19 protein-coding genes are annotated in these 21,543 nt (G+C 66.9%); 12 read left to right on the forward strand and 7 right to left on the reverse strand.

Annotated elements, in window-relative coordinates:
- Positions 1-82 precede the first annotated feature (82 nt).
- From G4Z14_RS01230 to G4Z14_RS01240, 3 genes are read right to left on the reverse strand one after another with little or no spacing between them, the layout of a single operon-like run.
- Positions 83-565, reverse strand: a complete 483-nt coding sequence (locus G4Z14_RS01230; protein WP_407703774.1) for a CinA family protein — start codon at positions 563-565, stop codon at positions 83-85.
- Positions 550-1,056, reverse strand: a complete 507-nt coding sequence (locus G4Z14_RS01235) for a phosphatidylglycerophosphatase A family protein (protein ID WP_407703789.1) — start codon at positions 1,054-1,056, stop codon at positions 550-552. The genes G4Z14_RS01230 and G4Z14_RS01235 overlap by 16 nt, the downstream gene beginning before the upstream one ends.
- Positions 1,056-2,180, reverse strand: a complete 1,125-nt coding sequence (locus tag G4Z14_RS01240) for a bifunctional 2-C-methyl-D-erythritol 4-phosphate cytidylyltransferase/2-C-methyl-D-erythritol 2,4-cyclodiphosphate synthase (protein WP_164622938.1) — start codon at positions 2,178-2,180, stop codon at positions 1,056-1,058. Before G4Z14_RS01240 ends, G4Z14_RS01235 begins: the two co-directional genes overlap by 1 nt.
- Before the next feature lie 263 nt (positions 2,181-2,443).
- Here G4Z14_RS01240 and dusB point away from each other — a divergent pair, with 263 nt between their 5' ends.
- From dusB to hflX, 9 genes are all read left to right on the forward strand, one after another.
- Complete coding sequence (gene dusB, locus G4Z14_RS01245) at positions 2,444-3,424, forward strand: tRNA dihydrouridine synthase DusB (RefSeq protein ID WP_227751458.1); 981 nt, start codon at positions 2,444-2,446, stop codon at positions 3,422-3,424.
- Positions 3,421-4,521 (forward strand): two-component system sensor histidine kinase NtrB, encoded by a 1,101-nt coding sequence (locus G4Z14_RS01250; RefSeq protein WP_164622940.1) that lies wholly within the window; start codon positions 3,421-3,423, stop codon positions 4,519-4,521. The genes dusB and G4Z14_RS01250 overlap by 4 nt, the downstream gene beginning before the upstream one ends.
- Positions 4,522-4,524: 3 nt before the next feature.
- Positions 4,525-5,889: a response regulator gene (locus G4Z14_RS01255; protein WP_164622941.1), complete on the forward strand. Its 1,365-nt coding sequence runs from the start codon at positions 4,525-4,527 to the stop codon at positions 5,887-5,889.
- Positions 5,890-5,987: 98 nt separating this feature from the next.
- Positions 5,988-8,252, forward strand: a complete 2,265-nt coding sequence (locus tag G4Z14_RS01260; protein WP_407703775.1) for a sensor histidine kinase NtrY-like — start codon at positions 5,988-5,990, stop codon at positions 8,250-8,252.
- Positions 8,253-9,647 carry a nitrogen assimilation response regulator NtrX gene (gene ntrX, locus G4Z14_RS01265; protein ID WP_164622943.1) on the forward strand — a complete coding sequence of 465 codons (1,395 nt, stop codon included), beginning with the start codon at positions 8,253-8,255 and terminating at the stop codon, positions 9,645-9,647.
- Between the two features lie 215 nt (positions 9,648-9,862).
- Positions 9,863-11,242: a Trk system potassium transporter TrkA gene (trkA, locus tag G4Z14_RS01270; protein ID WP_164622944.1), complete on the forward strand. Its 1,380-nt coding sequence runs from the start codon at positions 9,863-9,865 to the stop codon at positions 11,240-11,242.
- Positions 11,243-11,254: 12 nt separating this feature from the next.
- Positions 11,255-12,784 (forward strand): potassium transporter TrkG, encoded by a 1,530-nt coding sequence (locus tag G4Z14_RS01275; protein WP_227751459.1) that lies wholly within the window; start codon positions 11,255-11,257, stop codon positions 12,782-12,784.
- A gap of 181 nt (positions 12,785-12,965) precedes the next feature.
- The gene (gene hfq, locus G4Z14_RS01280) at positions 12,966-13,199 is read left to right on the forward strand and encodes an RNA chaperone Hfq (RefSeq protein WP_164623486.1); all 234 of its coding nucleotides are present in this window, start codon (positions 12,966-12,968) and stop codon (positions 13,197-13,199) included.
- Positions 13,200-13,237: 38 nt separating this feature from the next.
- Complete coding sequence (gene hflX / locus G4Z14_RS01285; RefSeq protein WP_227751502.1) at positions 13,238-14,551, forward strand: GTPase HflX; 1,314 nt, start codon at positions 13,238-13,240, stop codon at positions 14,549-14,551.
- An 8-nt stretch (positions 14,552-14,559) separates the two neighbouring features.
- On the opposite strand, the gene G4Z14_RS01290 is transcribed toward hflX, so the two are convergent.
- Complete coding sequence (locus tag G4Z14_RS01290; RefSeq protein ID WP_164622945.1) at positions 14,560-15,063, reverse strand: GNAT family N-acetyltransferase; 504 nt, start codon at positions 15,061-15,063, stop codon at positions 14,560-14,562.
- Positions 15,060-17,528: a penicillin acylase family protein gene (locus G4Z14_RS01295; protein ID WP_164622946.1), complete on the reverse strand. Its 2,469-nt coding sequence runs from the start codon at positions 17,526-17,528 to the stop codon at positions 15,060-15,062. The genes G4Z14_RS01290 and G4Z14_RS01295 overlap by 4 nt, the downstream gene beginning before the upstream one ends.
- Before the next feature lie 91 nt (positions 17,529-17,619).
- Here G4Z14_RS01295 and G4Z14_RS01300 point away from each other — a divergent pair, with 91 nt between their 5' ends.
- Positions 17,620-18,483 carry an NAD(P)-dependent oxidoreductase gene (locus tag G4Z14_RS01300; protein ID WP_164622947.1) on the forward strand — a complete coding sequence of 288 codons (864 nt, stop codon included), beginning with the start codon at positions 17,620-17,622 and terminating at the stop codon, positions 18,481-18,483.
- 4 nt (positions 18,484-18,487) lie between these two features.
- A complete protein-coding gene (locus tag G4Z14_RS01305; protein WP_164622948.1) occupies positions 18,488-19,174 on the forward strand; it encodes an aspartate/glutamate racemase family protein in 687 nt (228 codons plus the stop codon).
- Between the two features lie 38 nt (positions 19,175-19,212).
- On the opposite strand, the gene G4Z14_RS01310 is transcribed toward G4Z14_RS01305, so the two are convergent.
- A complete protein-coding gene (locus G4Z14_RS01310) occupies positions 19,213-19,779 on the reverse strand; it encodes a lipid-binding SYLF domain-containing protein (protein ID WP_164622949.1) in 567 nt (188 codons plus the stop codon).
- Positions 19,780-19,891: 112 nt separating this feature from the next.
- Positions 19,892-20,890 carry a porphobilinogen synthase gene (gene hemB / locus G4Z14_RS01315; protein ID WP_164622950.1) on the reverse strand — a complete coding sequence of 333 codons (999 nt, stop codon included), beginning with the start codon at positions 20,888-20,890 and terminating at the stop codon, positions 19,892-19,894.
- Positions 20,891-20,958: 68 nt separating this feature from the next.
- Between hemB and G4Z14_RS01320 the strand changes: the two genes are divergently transcribed.
- Entirely contained in the window at positions 20,959-21,540 is a 582-nt protein-coding gene (locus G4Z14_RS01320) for a component of SufBCD complex (protein ID WP_227751460.1), read from the forward strand.
- Positions 21,541-21,543: the final 3 nt, after the last annotated feature.

Consider the following 21,543-nt stretch of genomic DNA (forward strand, 5'->3'; position numbering starts at 1 on the left):
CCGCCAAAAACTGCAGCAATTCATGAACTGCCGCAATTTTGGGCGATTGCCGGGGGTGTTTGACCGAAATCGGGCGAAAAACCTATGGCACCATGGCGCGCATCAAGAGCGCCAGCGCATGGTCGCGGGCGGCCTTGCGCACCGCGGCCCGGCCAAGGGCCCCGAACTCCACCGTCTCGGACCAGAGCGCGTGCCCGTCCTGCGCCAGGGCGAAACACACCCGGCCCTCGGGCTTGACCCCGGACCCGCCCGGCCCGGCAATCCCGGTGATCGCCACCGCCAGCGAGGCATCGGCATGGGCCAGCGCCCCGCGCGCCATCTCGCGCGCCACCTCTTCGGAAACCGCGCCATGGGTGTCGAGCGTCGTCGGGCTGACCCCCAGCATCTCGACCTTGGCGGCGTTGGAATAGGTGACAAAGCCGCGGTCAAAGACATCGGAGGCGCCGGCACTGTCGGTCAAGGCCGCGGCGACCATGCCGCCGGTGCAGCTTTCGGCGGTGGTCAGGCGCCAGCCCCAGACCCGGGCGGCCTGCAGGATGTCGGCAGGGTTCAGCCGTTCAGCCATGGCTGGAGGACTCCGTGATACAGCCCCGCCAGAATAACCGAGGAAATGCCGGCGAACAGCCCCGCCCAGAGATCATCCAGCATCACCCCCGCCGCATCGCCGCGCCGGTCGGCCCGGCCGACAAGCCAGGGCTTGCGGATGTCGAACAGGCGGAACAACAGGAAGGGCATGACCCAGGCCGGCCAGGCGCCCAGCAGCAGATCGGGGGCGCCGTGGCGCAGCAGCGGAATGACGGTGAAGGACAGCGCCAGAAGCTGGCCTGCCACCTCGTCGATGACAATCTCGGAAGGGTCAGAGTTCTCCTGTCCGGCAATCGCCCGCGGCACCGCCCAGAACCCCAGAACCGTCGCCAGCCCCGCACCCACCGGCACCAGCCAGCCCGCGCCCGCCTGATAGGCCCCGACCCCCAGCACGATGGCCGCCAGCGAGCCCCAGGTGCCGGGGGCCGGGCGCAGGTTGCCGACGCCGCAGAAGGTGACGATCAGGCCGATCACAGCTGCACCAGCGTCGCGGTGGCAATCGCCGCGATGCCTTCCTCGCGGCCGGTGAAGCCCAGTTGCTCGGAGGTGGTGGCCTTGACCGAAACGCGGCTAGCCTCGATCCCGAGGATCGCAGCCAGTGCTGCCTGCATCGCCGCCGCATGTGGCCCGACCTTGGGCCGTTCGCAGATCAGCGTCACGTCGCAGTTGGAAATCGTGAAACCACGCGCCCGGGCCAGTTCGGCGGCATGGCGCAGGAAGATATGGCTTTCGGCGCCCTTCCATTGCGGATCGGACGGCGGGAAATGCCGGCCGATGTCGCCTTCGGCCAAGGCGCCATAAAGCGCGTCGGTCAGGGCATGCATGCCGACATCGGCGTCGGAATGGCCGAGCAGCGCCTTGGAATGCGGCACCCTGACGCCGCAAAGCCAGACGTGATCGCCGGGGCAAAAGGCATGCACGTCAAAGCCGTTGCCCAAGCGAATGTCCATGCCGCGCCCCTTCAGGATGGTTTCCGCGCGCCAAAAATCGGCGGGGAAGGTCAGTTTCAGATTGTCTTCCTCGCCCTCGACGATGGTGACGTCAAGGCCCGCCGCGCGCGCCACCTCCACGTCATCGGCCGCTCCGCCCGGATGGGCGCGATGGGCGGCAAGGATGGCCTCGAAGTGAAAGCCCTGCGGGGTCTGCGCCCGGTAAAGCCCGTTGCGGTCACGGGTGCCGCTGACCCGACCTTGTACGCCCGTCCAGAGTGCATCGGTGACGGCAAGCGCCGGGGCGGCGGCGGCCGAGACCTCCAGCGCCGCCAGAACCCGGCCGATCAGCGCCGCCGAAACCAGCGGGCGCGCGCCGTCATGGATCAGCACCCGGCCGATGCCGCGGCCCGCCAGCGCTTCAAGCGCGTTCCTGACCGACTGGTCGCGGCTGGCGCCGCCTTCCACCAGCAGCGCCCCGTCGGCAATGGCTTCGGCCCGCGCCCGGTCGTCGGGATGGATCACCACAACCCGGTCCATGCCGGCAAAGGCGGCAAGCGTATGGCCAAGGACAGGCCGCCCGGCAAGCGTCTGCCATTGCTTCGGCAACTCTCCCCCGGCGCGGCTGCCGCGCCCGGCGGCGACGATGATGACGGCTGTGGACATGACGGCTCCTTTCAACAGGGTCTAGCCCATGGTCCGCGCCAAGGCAAAGCCAAGGCCCCGGCGCGGCACGGAAATCGCACGATTTCCGGGGCGATTTCCGCATGGAAAATCGCCGGTGCCGCCGCCCGGAGGTTCGTGAGTTGGCGCGTTCTTGCGCAGAGATGCCCAAAATTTGTGCATTGCCCGGATTTCCGGCATAAGGGGCGTGTCCGGCGATGGCACTTGCCCTTGCCCGGGCGCAGACTGCCCGCAAAGGAACCCCCATGGCCCGACTGACACTTCCCCTGCACCCGCCCGTGATTCTGGCCCCGATGGCCGGGATCACCGACCTGCCGTTCCGCCGCCTCGTGGCGCGGTTCGGGGCGGGCATGGTGGTGTCGGAGATGGTGGCCTCGGAGGACATGATGCGCGCCCAGCCGCTGGCACGGGCGCGGGCCGAGCTTGGCTTCGATCAGGCGGCAACCGCAGTGCAGCTTGCGGGGCGCGATCCATGGTGGATGGCCGAGGCGGCGCGCTATCTGGAGGCGCAGGGCGCGGCGGTGATCGACATCAATATGGGCTGCCCGGCCAAGCGCGTCACCGCCGCGGGCGGCAATGGCGCCTGCGGCTCGGCGCTGATGAAGGAGCCCGATCTGGCGCTCAGGCTGATCGAGGCAGTGGTGGGCGCGGTCAAGGTGCCGGTGACGCTGAAAACCCGGCTCGGCTGGGATCACGCCAGCCTGAACGCCCCGGCGATTGCGCAGGCCGCCGAAGGGGCCGGGGTGGCGATGGTCACGATCCACGGTCGCACCCGCCAGCAATTCTACAAGGGGCAGGCGGACTGGGCCGCCATTGCGGCGGTCAAGGCGGCAGTGGCGATCCCGGTCATCGTCAATGGCGACATCATCGACGCAGCCAGCGCCGCGCAGGCATTGGCCCGCTCGGGCGCCGATGGCGTGATGGTCGGGCGCGGGGCCGAGGGCGCACCCTGGGCCTTGGGAGAGATTGCCCATGCCTTGTACGGACGACCAAAACCCGAGGTGCCGCAGGGCGCGGCGCTGGCCGATCTTATGTCTGCACATTACGAGGATATGCTTGCCTTTTACGGCACGCCCTTGGGCGTCAAGGTCGCCCGCAAGCATCTGGGCTGGTATCTCGATCGCGCCGGCGCCCGCAAGGCCGAAGTGCTGACTGCCACCGATCCTGCCTGCGTCCTGCGCCTGATCGGCGCGGCGCTGGCCAACCCCGAACGGCAAGCGGCATGAGCGCCTATCGCCCGCCATACCCGGTTCCGGGCGTGATCTGGGCCAGCCTGCCGGTCCCGGCGCTGCTGATCGACCGGGCGGGGATGATTGCCGAGGTCAACCCGGCGGGCGAGACCTTTCTCAACGCCTCGCTGAAATCGCTGAAGGGCCAGCCGGTGCTGGACCGCCTGGCGATCGACGCCGAGATGGACACCGCGATGGAGCGGGCGCGCGGCAATCAGGCGGCGATCTTCATCAATGACGTGGACGTGACGACCGGAGAGCGCCCGCCGGTGCAATGCAACATCCAGCTTGCGCCGATGCACGACAATACCGACTACATCCTGATGCTGATCTCGCCGCGCGATCTGGCCGACCGTCTGGGCCGCGCCATGCAGGTGAAATCGGCGGCGAAATCGGCGATCGGCATGGCGGAAATGCTGGCCCACGAAATCAAGAACCCGCTGGCGGGGATTTCCGGCGCGGCGCAGCTCATCTCGATGAACGCCGGCCCCGAGGACCGCGAGCTGACTGACCTGATCGTCGCCGAAACCCGCCGCATCGTGAAGCTCTTGGAGCAGGTCGAGCAGTTCGGCAACCTGCGCCCGCCCGAGCGCCGCGCCGTCAACCTGCACGACGCGCTGGACCGGGCGCGGCGTTCGGCATTGGTGGGCTTTGCCGCGCATATGGAAATTGTCGAGGATTACGACCCCTCGCTGCCGCCCACCCATGCCGACAGCGACCAGCTGATGCAGGTGTTTCTCAACCTCATCAAGAATGCGGCCGAAGCGGCGCGCGGCCCCGGCACCATCCGGTTGCGCACCTTCTACGACCAGTCGCTGCGCATCCGCCGCAAGGATGGCACTTCGGCGCGGCTGCCGCTGACGGTCGAGGTGCAGGATGACGGCCCCGGCATTCCGCCCGACATCGCCGCCGATATCTTCGAGCCCTTCGTCTCGGGGCGCGAGAACGGCACCGGGCTGGGTCTGGCGCTGATTTCCAAGATCATCTCCGACCATGACGGCTGGATTTCGGTCGAATCCGCACCGGGGCGCACGGTCTTTCGCGTGTCGCTTCCAGTCGCGCCCAAGGATTCCCTCAAGGAAAAGAAGGACTAAGCCATGGACGGCACCGTTCTTGTCGCCGACGACGACCGCACCATCCGCACGGTGCTGACCCAGGCGCTGACGCGCGCGGGCTGCAAGGTGCATGCGACGTCCTCGCTGATGACGCTGATGCGCTGGGTCGAGGAGGGCAAGGGCGATCTGGTGATTTCCGACGTCATCATGCCCGATGGCAACGGGCTGCAGGCCCTGCCGCAGATCTCGCGCCTGCGTCCCGGCCTGCCGGTGATCGTGATTTCGGCGCAAAACACCATCATGACCGCGATTCAGGCCGCCGAGGCCGAGGCCTTCGACTATCTGCCGAAACCCTTCGACCTGCCGGACCTGATGAAACGCTCGGCCCGGGCGCTGGAGCGCAAGCGGGTGGCGCCGAAAGCCAGCCCGCCGCGCGAGCCGGCCGAGGAGCTGCCGCTGGTGGGGCGGACGCCGGTGATGCAGGCGCTTTACCGGCTGGTGGCGCGGGTGGTGAACGTCGATCTGGCGGTTCTCATCACTGGCGAATCCGGCACCGGCAAATCGCTGATCGCCCGCGCGATCCACGATTTCTCCGACCGCCGCGCCCAGCCTTTCGTGGTGGCGCAGGCCGCCGATCTGGCGGGGGTGGACGGGATTTCCACGCTGCTGACCCGGGCCAGAGGCGGCTCGCTGGTGCTTGACGAGGTCAGCGACTATGACGAGGACGCCCAGGCCCGGCTGGTGCGGATGCTGGATGTGATGGGCGATCACGGCCCGCGCATCATGGCCACCAGCCAGGCCGATCTGGCGGCGCGGATGGAGGCGGGCAGCTTCCGCAAGGATCTCTATTACCGGCTGGCCGGGGTGACGCTGGCGGTGCCGGCGCTGCGCGAACGGGTCGACGACATCCCGCTGCTGGCCGAACATATCCTTGCGCGCTACGAGCGCGAGACCGGCGGGCCGCCGCGCCAGCTGTCGCAGGAGGCCAAGGCCTTTGTCCGCGCCCATGCCTGGCCCGGCAACGTGCGGCAGCTGGAAAACAGCCTGCGCCGTCTGGTGGTGACGTCGACGGAAGCCGAGATTTCCCGGCCCGAGGTCGAGGCCGCGCTGGGGCAGGCGCAGGTCAGCGCGGCGCCGAAGGGCGGATTCGACGGCGAAAAACTGTCGCAATCCATCGCCCGCCATCTGCAGCGCTACTTCGATCTGCATGGCGGGCAACTGCCGCCGCCCGGCGTTTATGACCGGGTCTTGCGCGAAATGGAGATCCCGCTGATCGAGATTGCGCTGGATGCCACCGGCGGCAATCAGGCAAAATGTGCCGATCTTCTGGGCATCAACCGCAATACCTTGCGCAAAAAGATCACCGACCTTGATATCCGCGTGACACGGCGGCGCAAGTTGATGTAAATCAGCCACAGGCGGCGTGACCTGATTGCCTTAGGTGATTCAGTCACAGGCCTGTGGCGGGAATGGCACGAACGCCGCCCGTTCGGGGGGAGCGGTTCGTGGCGTCGAGTTCCTATCGCAGTGCAACCTGGGTCCGGCTGGCACGTCTGCGCCGGGCGCGGGCCTATCAGGGGGCGCTGAGCTTCGGGCTGGTGTTTCTGGGCCCGCTGCTGGCGGTTCTGACCTTTCTGGCGCTTGGCCCCTATGATCTCGGGGCCGGTTCGCGCTTCCTGCGGGTCGTGCTGCTGGCCGATCTGGTCTATGTGCTGGTGGTTGCGGCGCTGATCCTCAGCCGGGTGATCCGCATGGTGGCCGACCGCCGCAGCCAGTCGGCCGGCTCGCGGCTGCACCTGCGGCTGACCGGGGTGTTCGCCTTTGTCGCGCTGGTGCCGACCATTCTCGTCGCCATCTTCGCAGTGCTGAACCTGAACATCGGGCTTGAGGGCTGGTTTTCCGAACGGGTCCGCAATGTCGTCGGCTCGTCGCTTTCCGCCGCCGAGGCCTATGAAAAGGAACACCGCGACGCGCTGACCGAGGACGCGCAGGCCTTGGCGGGGCTGTTGAACGTCGCCAAGCAATCGCGCTTCTTCATGGATGACGGCCAGATCCGGCAGGTGTTGAGCCAGGGCCAGCAGGCGGTGCAGCGGGGGCTGCGCGAGGTCTATCTGACCGACGGGGCGGGGGTGCTGAAAACCCGGGGCGAGCGCAGCTATCTCTTTGATTTCGAAGAACCCTCTGCCGAAGACCTGACCCGTGCCGAGGCCGGCGAGACAGTGGTGATCGAGGACTGGACCAATGACGAGTTCCGCGCCCTGATCCGGCTGGAGGCCTTCCCGGACCGCTATCTTTATGTCAGCCGCGATGTGGACGGCCAATTGCTGTCGCTCCTGGATGAAACCAAGCAGACTGTCTCGCTGTACCAGCAACTCGAATCCGAACGCGGCCGGGTGCTGTTCAACTTCGGCCTCCTGTACCTCGGCTTTGCGCTGATCCTTGTGCTGGCGGCGATCTGGCTGGGGTTGTGGTTCGCCGAGCGGCTCAGCCGGCCGGTCGGGCGTCTGGCCTCTGCCGCGGCGCGGGTGGGGGAAGGTGATCTCGACGTGCGGGTGATCGAAGAGGAGGGCGATGACGAGATTGCCACCTTGGGCCGTGTTTTCAACCAGATGACGCAGCAACTTAAAGTGCAGCGTGAAGAGTTGGTCGAAGGCCACCGCCAGACCGAACACCGCCGCCGGCTGTTCGATTCGGTGCTGACCAACGTGACCGCCGGTGTCATCGGCCTGGATGCCGAGGGCCGGGTGGATTTCGCCAACCGCGCCGCCGAGCGGCTGCTGGACATGGCGGGCGGTGCGCATGACATGCCGCTTGGCCTTGTGGTGCCGGAGTTCGCGCCGCTGCTTGCCCGCCTGCAAGAGGGTGGCGGCGCCGCGGTGCAAGAGGAAGTCGGCCTGACGCGGCAGGGCAAGCTGGAGAGCCTTCTCGTCCGCGTCTCGCGCCGGGCGACCGAGGGCGGGCGGCTGGAGGGCTATGTGGTGGCCTTTGACGATGTCACCGAGCTGGTCAGCGCCCAGCGCATGGCCGCCTGGGGCGATGTCGCCCGCCGCATCGCCCATGAGATCAAGAACCCGCTGACCCCGATCCAGCTTTCGGCCGAACGCATCAAGCGCAAGTTCCGCGCCCAGGTGCAGGAGCCGGAGGATCTGGAGCAATATACCGACGTCATCGTGCGCCAGACCAATGACCTGCGCCGCATCGTCGACGAGTTCTCGAAATTCGCCCGCATGCCCGAGCCCGACCGCCGCGAGGGCGATCTGGTGGCGCTGGTGCGCGCCGCCGTGATGCTGCAGGAAAACGGCCAGCCTGGCGTGCGCTTCCAAAGCCGGCTGCCCACCGCCCCGGCAATGCTGGAATTCGACGGCACGATGATCGGGCAGGCCTTAACAAACCTCATCAAGAACGCCGGGGAAGCCACGGAAACCATGACGGAAAACGGTGCGTCTTCCGGCTATGTCCCCGAGATCCGCGTCGAAATGGATGTGGACGGGCAAGAGGCGCTGATCCGCATCATGGATAACGGCATCGGCCTGCCGCCCGACCGCGCCCGGCTGTTCGAACCCTATGTCACCACCCGCGAGAAGGGCACTGGCCTTGGCCTGCCCATCGTCAAGAAGATCATCGAGGAACACGGCGGCACGCTGTCGCTGGAAGACGCCCCGACCTTCGACGGCAATTCCCATCACGGCGCCATGGCGGTGATCCGCCTGCCGCGCGCGCCTCGCGCCCGGCGCGCCAAGCATTCAGCCCCCGGCGGGCAAGGAGGATAAATGACCAGCATTCTCATCACCGACGATGAAAAGGATATCCGCGAACTGATCGGCGACATCCTGAAGGACGAGGGCTTTGCCGTTCGGCTGGCCTCGAACTCGGATGAATGCATGGCCGAGATCAACGCCGAACCGCCGGCGCTGATGATCCTTGATATCTGGCTGAAAGACAGCCGGATGGACGGCATCGACATCCTGAAATCGGTGAAGCGCGACAATCCGGACATTCCGATCGTCATCATCTCGGGTCATGGCAACATTGAAATCGCGGTCGCGGCGATCAAGCAGGGGGCCTATGACTTCATCGAAAAGCCCTTCAACATCGACCAGCTGATGGTGGTTGTCAGCCGCGCCATGGAAACCAGCCGCTTGCGGCGCGAAAACGCCGACCTGCGCCGCCGCGATGTGACCTCGACCGACATGCTCGGCTCGTCCGCTGCCTTCAAGACGCTGAAATCGCATCTGGAAAAGGTCACGAAATCCAATGGCCGGGTGATGCTGACCGGGCCGGCCGGCTCTGGCAAGGAAATGGCCGCGCGCTTCATCCACCAGCACTCCAACCGCGCGGGGGCCGCCTTTGTCACCGTCTCCTCCGCCACCATCGAGCCCGAGCGGATGGAAGAGGTGCTGTTCGGCCGCGAAACCGCCGACCGGGGCGTCGAGAAGGGGCTTCTCGAACAGGCCCATGGCGGCGTCGTCTATTTCGACGAGGTTGCCGACATGCCGCTTGGCACCCAGTCGAAGATCCTGCGGGTGCTGACCGAACAGCAGTTCACCCGGGTCGGCGGCAATGACAGGGTGCGGGTCGACCTGCGGGTGATCTCCTCGACCACCAAGGATCTGCGCCGCGAGATCGGCGCGGGGCGCTTCCGGCAAGAGCTTTTCGACCGGCTGAACGTCGTGCCGATTGCGGTGCCCAGCCTTGAGGAGCGCCGCGAGGACATTCCCGAACTCACCTCGCATTTCATCGACATGTTCCACCGCAGTCAGGGCCTGCCGCTGCGCGACCTGACGGGCGAGGCCGAGGCCATGCTGCAGACCATGCAATGGCCGGGCAATGTGCGGCAGTTGCGCAACGTGATCGAACGGGTGCTGATCCTTGGCGACGGCACCGGCCCGATCGAAACCCGCGAATTGCCGGGGCAGGAGACCGGGGCGGATACCGGCGGCCGCATGGTGCTGGGCGGCGCCATGGCGACGCTGCCGCTGCGCGAGGCGCGCGAGGTCTTCGAACGCGAATACCTCATCACCCAGATCAACCGCTTTGGCGGCAACATCAGCCGCACCGCGGGCTTCGTCGGCATGGAACGCTCGGCGCTGCACCGCAAGCTGAAGTCGCTGGGCGTGGTCGGCGGCCACAAGAACGGCAACGGCGGCGAGGAAGACGAGGAATAGCGCCGGCGCGCGCCCGCCCGGATCCGCCTTCATCTGTTCCCAAATATCCCCGCCGGAGGCGCAGCGTTCCGCCGGCGCTCCGGATGCAGAACTGTCTCCTCCCCTCCCCCTTCGCGGAGAGGGGCCGGGGGTGGGGGGCTGCGCCTTGTCGTCAGAACCTTGACCCCCGCCGCGGCCCGTGCCAAGCCAAGACCAACCGCAGGCGGGAGTTGTCGATGAAAGTCATCATTTGCGGCGCAGGGCAGGTGGGCTGGCAGATCGCGCGCCACCTGTCGGGCGAAAAGAACGACGTGACAGTGGTCGACATGAACGCCGATCTGGTCCGCCGGGCCTCTGAAACGCTGGATGTTCAGGGGGTTGCAGGGTTTGCCAGCTACCCCGACGTGCTGGAGCGGGCGGGCGCACGCGATGCCGACATGATCATCGCCGCCACGCATTCCGACGAGGTCAACATGGTCACCTGCCAGGTGGCGCATTCGATCTTTGCCGTGCCGCGCAAGATCGCCCGCCTGCGCAGCCAGTCCTATCTGGATGCCATCTATTCCGACCTTTACCGCCGCGACCACCTGCCGATCGATGTGGTCATCAGCCCCGAGCGCGAAGTGGCCGAGGCGGCATTGCAGCGCCTTGCCGCGCCCGCCGCCTTTGACACCGAAAGCTTCATGAACGGCCGCGCCCAGCTTCTGGGCATCGCCTTGACCGAGGATTGCCCGGTGCTGATGACGCCGCTCAGGCAGTTGAATGAACTGTTCTCCTCGCTGCGCGCCATTGTTGTCGGCGTGCGGCGCGAGACCGGCAAGCTCTTCGCCCCCTCGCCGATGGATATCCTGATGGCGGGCGACCGGATCTATGTCTTCACCCATATCGAGGACGTGAACCGCACGCTCGAGGTCTTTGGCAAGCGGACCAAGAAGCAGGAGCGCGTGGTCATCATCGGCGGCGGCAACGTCGGCCTTGCAGTCGCCCGCGCCCTGGAGGCGCGCACCGACCGCATTCGCGCCAAGATCATCGAGAAAAGCCGCAGCCGGGCGGAAAACGCCGCCGACGGGCTGACCCGGACCATCGTGCTGAACGGCGACGGTCTGGACATGGATCTTCTGGCCGAAGCCGCCATTGACCGCGCCGATGCGGTGCTGGCGGTCACGGATGACGACAAGACCAACCTGCTGGCCGCTGTGCGCGCCAAGCAGGCCGGTTGCCCGATGGCGATTGCGCTGGTCAATGACCCGACGCTGGCGCCCCTGATGGGGCCATTGGACATCGACGCCTATATCAACCCGCGCGCCACCACGGTGTCGTCGATCCTGCGCCATATCCGGCATGGCAAGGTGCGGGCGGTCTATTCGCTGGGCGATGCCGAGGCGGAACTGGTGGAGGCGCAGGTTCTGGCCACATCGCCGCTGGCCGGCAAGCTGGTGCGCGATGTCGATTTCCCCGAAGGCGTGCTGGTCGGCGCGGTGATGAAGGGCGACACCGTGATGAAACCCACCGGCGATCTGCGGATCGAGGCGGGCGATGTCATCGCGCTCTTCACCATGGCGGGCGACCGGCCCGAGGTCGAGCGCCTGTTGCAGGTCTCGGTCGAGTTCTTCTGAGGGAGGGGGCCGATGCTGCGCCGCCTGCTTCAATTGCCGCTGCTGGTCCTGCTCTTGGGGCTGGCGGGGCTGGCGATGTTCCTGCCGGCCGGCCATGCCTTCGTCATGCGCGATCACGCGCTGGCGCGGGCCTTTGTCTACATGGCGCTTCTGGTGCTTGTCGCGGCGGGGATGCTGGGCCTGGCCCGGGCCAATGCCGTTCCGCGCAATGTCGCGCGCAATCATCTGGTGTCGCTGGCGTTGGCCTATGCGATCCTGCCGCCGGTTCTGGCACTGCCGCTGATCCAGCGCAGCGCCGGCGGGGCCGAGTTCGGCGCGGCGACCTTCGAGATGCTTTCGGCCTTCACCACCACCGGCGCCCCGGTGCTGGAGGGGCCGTTGAAACCCTCGGTGCAGCTCTGGCGCGCGCTGGTCGGCTGGCTCGGCGGGCTGTTCGCGCTGGTCATGGTGTTTTCGGTGCTGATGCCCTTGAACCTTGGCGGGGTCGAAGTGGAGACGGGCCGCATCCCCGGCCGCGCCAGCCCCGCCACCCAGCAGATCACCCGCGTTGCCGACCCCTCCGAACGCATGGCCCGCTTTGCCGCCCAGATCTTCCCGGTCTATACCGGGCTGACGCTCAGCCTCTGGATCGTGATGTTCGCGGCCGGCGAGGATGGCTTTGTCGCGCTTTGTCACGCCATGGCGGTGCTGTCGACATCGGGGATCAGCCCGGTCGAGGGCGGAACGGCGATGGCGGACGGCGGGTGGCTGGCCGAACTGGCCATGGCGGCCTTCCTGATCTTCGCCCTCAGCCGCCGCCCCCTGCTGCGTCTCATGGGCCAGCGCAGCGCCGGCAGCCTGCGCCGCGACCCCGAGCTTGGGCTGGCGGCGGTGCTTGTGGCGCTGGCGACGCTGGGGCTGTTTCTGGTGGCGCTGGCCGGGGCCATCGGCCAGGCGGCATCGCTCGGGCTGCAAGACGGCTTGGCCGCGCTCTGGGCGCTGTTCTTCACCTGCCTGTCCTTCCTGACCACCACCGGCTTTGTCGGCTCGGGCTGGCAGGAGATGGTGAACTGGTCCGGCATGGCCTCGCCCGACGTGGTGCTCTGGGGGCTGGCGATCGTCGGCGGCGGGGTGGCGGGCACCGCCGGAGGGGTCAAGCTTTTGCGGGTCCATGCGCTATTGCGCTATGGCGAGCAAGAACTGGACCGGGTGATCCACCCGAACGCCGTCGGGCGCAGCCGGGGGGGCGCGGGGATTTCCCGCGCCGCCGGCTTGCAGGGGGCGGCGATGGCCTGGGTGTTCTTCATGATCTTCGGCCTGTCGATTGCGGTGTTTGCCGCAGTGCTGACGATCCTTGGCCTTGGCTTTGACGAGGCGCTGGTGCTGGTTCTGTCGGCGCTGACCACCACCGGCCCGCTGGCCGCGCAGTCGGGCGGCATTGCCGCGGGCTTTGCCGGGCAGGAGGGGCCGGTGCAGGCGGTTCTGGGGCTGGCGATGGTGGTGGGACGGCTGGAAACGCTGGCGGTGCTGGCGATTCTCTTGCCGGAAAATCTGCGGGGCTAAGGCAGGTCTGCCCGGACACCAGCCGCCCAAGTTGGCCGAAAACCAATGAAAAAGCCGGAAAGTGACCCGATCTGTGGCGGATTTTCCTCTGGAAACTCGGGGCCGGTCGGGCGATACTTGCGGCGTTCGCCCGTCAACGATGGCGAATGCGGAAAGCGCGACGGATAACAAGGACAAAAAAATGGCCGCCGATAAGCAGAATTTGCAGGATGCCTTTCTCAATCAGGTGCGGAAGTCCAAGGTTCCGGTCACCATTTTCCTTATCAACGGGGTGAAGCTGCAGGGCATGATCACCTGGTTTGACAATTTCTGCGTGCTGTTGCGCCGGGATGGACAGTCGCAACTGGTCTACAAACACGCGATCTCGACCATCATGCCGGGCGGACCGCTCAGCCTTTATGAAGGTGAAGACTGATCGGCGACCCGAACGACGACGAATTTGACGATGACCCGCTGTTTCAGGACCGCGGGCCCGAGGCGCATGACACCGCCGGCCCCGCCACGCGGGCCTATGTGCTGCATCCCGATCTGAAATCTGCCCGCAGCCGCCGCCTGCCCGAACACGGGCTGGCCGAGGCGGTCAGCCTTGCCGGGGCGTTGCCCAACCTTGAGGTTCTCGGGGCCGAGGTGGTGCGCCTGCCGAAGCTGCAACCCGGCACGCTGTTCGGCTCGGGCAAGGTTGACGAACTGGCGGCCCGGCTGAAAGAGCTGGAGGTCGATCTGGTGCTGGTCGACGGCCCGGTCTCGCCGGTGCAGCAGCGCAATCTGGAAAAGGAATGGGGCGTCAAGCTTCTGGACCGCACCGGGCTGATCCTTGAGATCTTCGCCGACCGCGCCCGCACCCGCGAAGGCGTGTTGCAGGTGGAACTGGCTGCGCTCAGCTATCAGCGCACCCGGCTGGTGCGGGCCTGGACCCACCTTGAACGCCAGCGCGGCGGCTTCGGCTTTGTCGGCGGTCCGGGCGAGACCCAGATCGAGGCCGATCGCCGGGCGATCGACGATCAGGTGATCCGGCTGAAGCGCCAGCTCGACAAGGTGGTGAAAACGCGCGAGCTGCACCGCGCCGCGCGCCGCAAGGTGCCGTTTCCGGTGGTGGCGCTGGTGGGCTATACCAACGCCGGCAAATCGACGCTGTTCAACCGGATGACCGGGGCCGACGTGCTGGCCAAAGACATGCTCTTTGCCACGCTTGACCCGACGATGCGCGGGGTCACGCTGCCCGACGCCAAGGGCGGGCCGGGCCGCAAGGTGATCGCCTCGGACACGGTGGGCTTCATCTCGGACTTGCCGACGCAGCTGGTCGCCGCCTTCCGCGCCACGCTGGAAGAGGTGCTGGAGGCCGATCTGATCCTGCATGTCCGCGACATCAGCCATCCCGAAAGCGCCGAACAGGCCGCCGACGTCGCCGAGATCCTGACCAGCCTCAAGGTCAACCCCGCCGTGCCGATGTTCGAGGTCTGGAACAAGCTGGATCAGGTGGAAGGCTCGGAACGCGCCGCGCTGCTGCAGCAGGCGGAGAACCGGGCGGGGGTGTTTCCGGTTTCGGCGCTGACCGGCGAGGGGATCGAGGGGGTGCTGGCCGCCGTCAGTCAGGCCTTTGACGAGGAAAAGACCCTGCGCCGCTTGCATCTTGGTTTTGCCGAAGGCCGCAAGCGCGCCTTCCTGCATGACGAGGGCGTGATCGAGGCCGAAGAGATGGTCGAGGACGGCTGGGAGATTTCGGTCTTCTGGACCGCCCGGCAGGAAAAACGCTACCGCGACCTGTAGGTCGGGCGTCAGGCCGTCTCCCTGCCAAGCCGCACATAGACGCTGTCGCACCATTCCTCGCGCCATTGCAGCGTGCGTTCAGCCCGATGGGTTTCGCGAAACCCCATCCGCGCTAGCAGCCCCAGCGACGCCGCGTTGCGCGGATCAACCTCTACCGTCAGATGGTCGGTGTCATGGGCCGCGAAAAGATGGGCAATCAGCGCGCCCAGCGCCTCGCGGGCCAGCCCCTTGCCCCAGTGGTCGGGGTGCAGAAGAAATCCGATCTCCCAGCGCCGCCACATCCCGGCCTTGCCGATCACCGCACCCTGATGTTCGATCACGAACTCGTCGCCGCCCGCCTGATCCGCCGCGATCATCTTGGCGACAAAGGCCTCGGTCTCTGCCAGCACCGCATGTTCGGGATGCGCCCAGTAGCGCATTGCGGCAGGCTCGCGCATCGCCAGATGCAGCGCCGCGGCGTCCGTAGGCCGCGGCTTGCGCAGGGTCAGACGGGGCGTGACAAGCCGGGTCATGGCGCCGGCGTCAGGGTGGTGATGCCGACTGCGCCGCCGCGTGCCAGTTCGGGGTCAAGGCTCATCGGGATATACTCGCCGCGCCGCCAAAGCTCGGACATGTCGTCGTAGAACCGGCTCAGCGGATGGCCCGACTGGCCGGTGGAAATGACGAACACCGAACTGTCGGGATCGGCAAAGTCATAGACGCCGCGATAAGCTCCGGCATGGACGTTGAGATAGGGGTTCGGCCCGTCGCCCTTGGTGCGGCCGCGCATCAGCGTCGTGTCGCCGCCGCTGGTCGATTGCCGGATGTTGACGAAATAGCGAAGACCCGAAACCTCGCCCAGAACCGGGTGGTCATGGGTGGCCTGATGCGCGTCGCCCCAGCGCCAGCTTTCCAGTTTGGGGCCGTAGGTTTCCACCAACCCCAAGAGCGCCTCGTCCAGCGCGATGCGGGCGATGTCGGTGCAGGTCTCGACCGCCGCCGACTGGATCACGTCGCACCAGACCGAGGCGCCGCCGACATTGCGGTAGACCCGCTCGATGAACAAGGGCTCGGGATGGGTGAAGCCATCGGCAAGGGGGCCGATCTCGTCGCGCGCCAGCCGGTCCTGCAGGCTGCGCAGCCAGGCCTCGGCGATCAAGGGTTCGGGCATGTGCTCGTTCATCTCGCCGTTCCATTCGGCCAGCAGCGTCAGCGCGCGCTGGCGCAGCCGTTCCGGCGTGCCTTCCGGCGCCGGTTCGCCGGTGAACCACAGATCGGCGCCAATGAGCGGCAGGATGTTGCGGGCGGTCGGCGAGACGGTGTCAAGCTGCGCCTCGATGAAGCTGTCGCGGGTATGCACCTCGCGCGCCTGCATCAAGGACAGCCAGCGCTGGATGCGCTGGGTATCGCCCCAGTCATAGGAGACATGGTTCGGGAAGGGCCGGTCCACCGTCTTGTTGTTGGTGTTGCCGATGATGCCGCTTGCCGGGTTCACCTCGCGCGGGTTTTGCTCATAGGGTTGCACGCCTGTCCAGCGGTTCTTGCCCTCCCATCCCGGCGCGGGCATCCGGCCCTTCGTCACATGCGCGGCATCGCGCGCCGGAATGGCGCCGATGGTCTGAAGCGCGATGGTCTTGCCATCGGCCAGCGTCAGGTTCTGGCTGGGCGCGATGTAAAGCCGCCCGGCCTCCATCGCCTCCTCGACGGTCTGGGAGGTCATCAGCCTGAGCCCCGCCATCATCGAGGTGTCGGCGGGCGACAGCGCAGTCCATTCCAGCGCCGCGACACTGCCGGGCGGCGTCACGCTGGCCAGATCGTAATGGCTGCCCGGCAGGATCGGGCCGCTTTCGCTCCAGCGCTGGGTGATCGTCACCGGTGCTGCATCCTTCACCGTGAGGATGGTCTGCTCGGTGCGGAAGGGCTTCGGGCCGTCGGGCGTCAGGTATTCCTCGGGGTTTTCCGGGTTCACCCGCTCCATCACCACATCCTGATCGTCGACATAAGAGGAGGTCAGCCCCCACCCGAGCTTGTCGGACCGGCCCACCAGCATCAGCGGCATGCCGGGAATCGTGCCGCCGATGATGCCGCCCGAGGGCAGGTCCAGCCGCGCCAGATACCAGATCGAGGGCGCGGTCAGGCCCAGATGCGGGTCATTGGCCAGAAGGCTGCCGCCGGCCGCCGAGCGCGAGGGCAGGGCGGCAAAGGCGTTCGAGGCCCCGGCAAAGGCGCGGGAATGGAAGGGCGACAGGGGGGTGTCGAGATAGGCCATCTTCTGCTGCGCCGCGGCCGGGAAGGGTCCGGGCATCAGGCTGGCATAGGGCGGCAGCGCCATGACCCCTTGGGTCGGGTCGTCGGCCAGAAGGTCGGCAAGCCGCTCTGGCGCAAGGATCTGCGACAGTTGCGCGCGTTCGACCTCGGTCTCCAGATGCGCCGACAGGTCCAGTGCCATCAGCTTGATGATCGCGATGGAATCGGCCGGCGACCAGGCGGAAATCTCGCGCGAGAACAGGAAGAACTCGGGCGCCCCGCGTCCGCGCGCGCCGGCGTTCACCTGGCCGATCCAGGCGTTCACCCCGGCTGCATAGGCCTCCAGCACTGCCCTGGTGCGCGCGTCCTGCGCCTCGACCGACTGCAGCGCCAGCGTGTAGATGTCGAGCCGGCGCAAGAGCTCGTCGATCTTCACCGTGCGCTCGCCGAAGATTTCAGAAAGCTTGCCCTGCGCCGTGCGCCGCAGCATCGTCATCTGCCAGAGCCGGTCCTGGGCATGGACAAAGCCAAGGGCAAAGAACACATCCGCCTCCGACTTGCCGAAGATATGCGGCACATTGGCATTGTTGCGCACGACCTCGACCGGGGCAGTCAGCCCGGCGATCTCGAAGCTTTCGTTGTAGTCGGGCAACGAGCGCGACAGGATGTAATAGGTCATCCAGCCGAGCAGCAGCGTCAGAACGACAAGGCCGGTAACGATCCGCACCATCCAGCGAAAAGCGGTCAACATGAGGGACATCCTTGAGCGGCGTTCTTGACGGCAGGAACCGGATGCAGTCCTAGTGCATCGGTGCGCAATCGGCAATCGGATGGGGCGGAAAATGGCGAAGCTGGCGTTTCTTGGCTTGGGCGTGATGGGCTTTCCCATGGCGCGGCATCTGGCGGCCAAGGGCCATGCGCTTACGGTCTACAACCGCTCGCCTGCCAAGGCCGCAGCCTGGGTCGCCCAGCATGGCGGCGCGTCGGCGCCCACTCCGCGCGAAGCGGCGGCAGGGGCCGAATTCGTGATGGCCTGCGTCGGCAATGACGACGATCTGCGCTCGGTCTGCCTTGGGCCGGACGGGGCCTTTGCCGGCATGGAGCCGGGCGCGGTCTTTGTCGATCACACCACGGTCTCGGCGCAGGTGACGCGCGAGCTGGCCGAAGTGGCCGGCGCCATGGGCTTCGGCTTTGTCGATGCGCCGGTGTCGGGCGGGCAGGCGGGGGCCGAGAATGGCGTTCTGTCGATCATGTGCGGCGGGCCGGAGGCGCAATATGCCGCAGCCGAGCCGGTGATGGCCGCCTATGCCCGGATCTGCCGCCGCATCGGCGACAGCGGGGCCGGGCAACTGGCCAAGATGATGAACCAGATCTGCATCGCCGGTCTGATGCAGGGCCTGTCCGAAGCCTTGGCCTTTGGCCAGAAGGCCGGGCTTGACGGCGCGGCGGTGGTCGAGGTGATCAGCCAAGGCGCGGCGGGAAGCTGGCAGATGGCCAACCGCCACAAGACCATGCTGGAGGACAAGTTCGACTTCGGCTTTGCGGTGGACTGGATGCGCAAGGATCTGAAGATCTGCCTTGAAACCGCCGACCAGATCGGCGCGGCGCTACCGGCGACGGCGCTGATCGACCAGTTCTACAAGGATGTGCAGCTGATGGGCGGCGGGCGCAATGACACGTCAAGCCTGATCCGTCGGCTGCGTTAGCCCGGTGCATCTGGGCCTCATCACCGGCCTTGGGCCTGCCGCGAGCGTGGTCTATTACCAGCGCCTGACTCAGGCCGCCGCCGACCGCGGCTCGGTGCTGGAGCTGACCATGGTCGAGGCCAATATCCGCGAGGTGCTGGCCAACAACCTCGCCGGGCGGGCGCAGGAGCAGGCGCAGGTCTTTGCCGGCCTGCTGGAGCGGCTGCACCGCGCCGGGGCCGAGGTCGCCTCGATCACCGCCATCGGCCCGCATTTCTGCTGGGAGGAGACGCGCGCGCTCAGCCCGCTGCCGCTCCTGTCGGCGATCAAGCCGCTCGATGATTTCTGCGCCGGGCAGGGCTACGCCCGGGTCGGGATTCTGGGCACGGCGCGGGCGATGCAGAGCCGGCTGTTCGGCCAGATGCGCCGCTGCGACCTTGTGCTGCCCGATGATCCCGTGGCAGTCGGCACGGCCTATCAGGACATGGCCGTCGCGGGGCGCTGCGATGACCCGACGCGGGAGCGGCTGTTTGCCGCCGGCCGCGCCATGATGCGGCGCGGAGCCGAGGCGGTGGCGCTGGCCGGAACGGACCTTTTGCTGGCCTTCGACGGCCGCGACCCCGGCTTTCCGGTGATCGACGCGCTCGAGGTTCACGCCGCGGTTCTGGCCGATCTGGCAACCGGCCGCAAAACGCTGGCCGAGGTGATCTAGCGAGCCGTTGGTGCGATCCTGCCGGGCCGATGCCCGGTCTACGGGATGATGCGGCTGTATTTCACGCCGGCCAGCGAGGCCCCGGCAATCAACCCCTGCTGGCCGAAGATCAGGCCGATCACCGGGTCAAGCTCGGTGGTTTCCTTGCCGATCGAGCCGCCCTCCTGCGGGGTGGCATAGCGGATGTCGGCCGAGGCGGCCCAGCCGCTGGCCCGGCGGAACTCCTGCAAGGCGGCGTCGGTCATGAAGAACAGCGCATGGGCATATTGCTGCGCCCCGATCTGGAAACCGATCGTGGCGCGGGTGGCGGCATAGTAATCCACCGTCGCACCACCGACCTGCAACGCGCCCCGGCCATAGCCGCCGCCGATGCCGAAGCCGGCCTCGGTCAGCAGCGGCATGTACAGCACGCCCATCGCCTTTTGCGCCAGATCGCGGGTGCCGGGGTAATTGCCGAACAGGTAGGACTTGGTCGCCTCGACGCGGGCATCAATCTGCGCTGCCCCGTTGGAGCCCACGCCATTGCCCATCAGCGCGCCATTGCAGGCCGAAAGCAGGCCCGCGCCGCCAAGCGCCAAAACCGTCCGTCTGGAAATCTGGGTCATCTTCTCGCTCCGCCTCATGTCGGGGTATCTTCCCCGTTTCACCGCAGCTTAGCGGCGAAGCCGGGCGCTGTCACGCGCCGCGATGCCCTCGCGCGGGAAGTCGCCTGCGCCGTCACAACCCCGCCCGGATCATCCTTGCGGCGCGCGGGGCGAAATAGGTCAGCACGCCGTCACAGCCAGCGCGTTTGAAGGCCATCAGGCTTTCGATCATCGCCTTGTCGCCGTCGATCCAGCCGTTCTGCGCCGCGGCCATGATCATCGCGTATTCGCCCGAGACCTGATAGGCGAAAGTGGGCGCGCCGAAGGCGTCCTTCACGCGCCGGCAGATGTCGAGATAGGGCATGCCGGGCTTGACCATCACCATGTCGGCGCCCTCGCGCAGGTCGCGCTCGACCAGTCGCAGCGCCTCTTCGGCATTGGCCGGGTTCATCTGATAGGTCTTCTTGTCGCCCTTGAGCGCCCCCGTCGCCCCCACTGCATCGCGGAACGGGCCATAAAAGGCGCTGGCGTATTTCGCGGCATAGCTGAGGATCGCCACCCCCTGATGCCCGGCGCCTTCCAGCGCCGCCCGCATTGCACCGATGCGGCCATCCATCATGTCGGAGGGGCCCAGAATGTCGGCCCCCGCCTCGGCCTGCACCAGCGCCATCTTCACCAGCGCCTCGACGGTCTCGTCGTTCAGGATCACCCCGTCGACCACCAGCCCGTCATGGCCAAGCGCGTTGTAGGGATCAAGCGCAACATCAGTCATCACCGCAATCTCGGGCACGGCGGCCTTGATCGCCCGGATCGCCCGGTTGGTCAGGTTGTCGGGATTCCACGCCTCTTCGCAGCCCACGGTCTTGACCGAGGGGTCGGTGTAGGGAAAGAGGCAGATCGCCGGAATGCCAAGGCCGGCGGCCTCCTCGGCGGCCTTGACCACCTGATCCAGCGACAGCCGCTCCACCCCCGGCATCGAGGCCACCGGCTGGCGGGTATTCACCCCGTCGCACAGGAACACCGGCCAGATCAGATCGCCCAGCGACAACGTGTTCTCCTGCACCATCGAGCGCAGGGCAACCGAGCGTTTCAGCCGGCGAAAGCGGTGGGAAGGGGCGGCGACAGGCTGCATGGGGTCCTCGGGCGGCTGGGTCTGCGGGCGGAAAAGGCTTGCGAATGCCTGCCTTGCCTGCCATGGAAATGCCAGCGCCTCAAGCGGACATTTGGGCGCGTCTGTTGCAAGAGGCCTGGGTTCCGGTGGACTGGTACAACGTCATCTTCGAACTGATCGACATGCGGTCGTTTTCGAACCTGTGGTATTGGATCGTTCTGGCTGTGCTGTGGTCCACGGCAAGCCATTGGGTGCTGGGCGTGCCCTTCGACATGATCAGCCGCGCCAAGCGTCACGGCGGCGCAGCGCAGGAAGATCTGGAAACCATGGTGCGGATCAACACGGGGCGGATGCTGTATATCACCCGCGCGGCCGGATCCTGGCTGGTGGCGATCTGGGCGCTGGTCGCCACGATGCTGCTGCTGCTCGGTTTCGTCTATGACATCGAATTCGCCCAGGCCGTGCTGTTTCTCTACCTGCCGTTTTCGCTGCTGATGGCGCTGTCCCTGCGCAGCGCCATCCTGATCGAGGCGGGCGAGGGGCGGGGCGATCTCTTGCACCGCCGCCTGCTCCGGCATCGGGTGGCGACGCAGGTGCTGGGTATGGTGTCGATCTTCGTCACCTCGCTTTTTGGCATGTATCAGAACATGCATATCGGGGTTCTGGGCTGAGCC

This window comes from Tabrizicola oligotrophica (assembly GCF_011008935.1).
Taxonomy (GTDB): Bacteria; Pseudomonadota; Alphaproteobacteria; order Rhodobacterales; family Rhodobacteraceae; genus Tabrizicola_A; species Tabrizicola_A oligotrophica.

What these genes read in the sequence shown, in the direction of transcription:
- G4Z14_RS01230 (WP_407703774.1), bottom strand. Translation starts at nt 565, where the DNA reads ATGGCTGAACGGCTGAACCCTGCCGACATCCTGCAGGCCGCCCGGGTC.
- G4Z14_RS01240 (WP_164622938.1), bottom strand. Translation starts at nt 2,180, where the DNA reads ATGTCCACAGCCGTCATCATCGTCGCCGCCGGGCGCGGCAGCCGCGCC.
- dusB (WP_227751458.1), top strand. Translation starts at nt 2,444, where the DNA reads ATGGCCCGACTGACACTTCCCCTGCACCCGCCCGTGATTCTGGCCCCG.
- G4Z14_RS01250 (WP_164622940.1), top strand. Translation starts at nt 3,421, where the DNA reads ATGAGCGCCTATCGCCCGCCATACCCGGTTCCGGGCGTGATCTGGGCC.
- G4Z14_RS01255 (WP_164622941.1), top strand. Translation starts at nt 4,525, where the DNA reads ATGGACGGCACCGTTCTTGTCGCCGACGACGACCGCACCATCCGCACG.
- ntrX (WP_164622943.1), top strand. Translation starts at nt 8,253, where the DNA reads ATGACCAGCATTCTCATCACCGACGATGAAAAGGATATCCGCGAACTG.
- trkA (WP_164622944.1), top strand. Translation starts at nt 9,863, where the DNA reads ATGAAAGTCATCATTTGCGGCGCAGGGCAGGTGGGCTGGCAGATCGCG.
- G4Z14_RS01275 (WP_227751459.1), top strand. Translation starts at nt 11,255, where the DNA reads ATGCTGCGCCGCCTGCTTCAATTGCCGCTGCTGGTCCTGCTCTTGGGG.
- hfq (WP_164623486.1), top strand. Translation starts at nt 12,966, where the DNA reads ATGGCCGCCGATAAGCAGAATTTGCAGGATGCCTTTCTCAATCAGGTG.
- G4Z14_RS01290 (WP_164622945.1), bottom strand. Translation starts at nt 15,063, where the DNA reads ATGACCCGGCTTGTCACGCCCCGTCTGACCCTGCGCAAGCCGCGGCCT.
- G4Z14_RS01295 (WP_164622946.1), bottom strand. Translation starts at nt 17,528, where the DNA reads ATGTTGACCGCTTTTCGCTGGATGGTGCGGATCGTTACCGGCCTTGTC.
- G4Z14_RS01300 (WP_164622947.1), top strand. Translation starts at nt 17,620, where the DNA reads ATGGCGAAGCTGGCGTTTCTTGGCTTGGGCGTGATGGGCTTTCCCATG.
- G4Z14_RS01310 (WP_164622949.1), bottom strand. Translation starts at nt 19,779, where the DNA reads ATGACCCAGATTTCCAGACGGACGGTTTTGGCGCTTGGCGGCGCGGGC.
- hemB (WP_164622950.1), bottom strand. Translation starts at nt 20,890, where the DNA reads ATGCAGCCTGTCGCCGCCCCTTCCCACCGCTTTCGCCGGCTGAAACGC.
- G4Z14_RS01320 (WP_227751460.1), top strand. Translation starts at nt 20,959, where the DNA reads ATGCCAGCGCCTCAAGCGGACATTTGGGCGCGTCTGTTGCAAGAGGCC.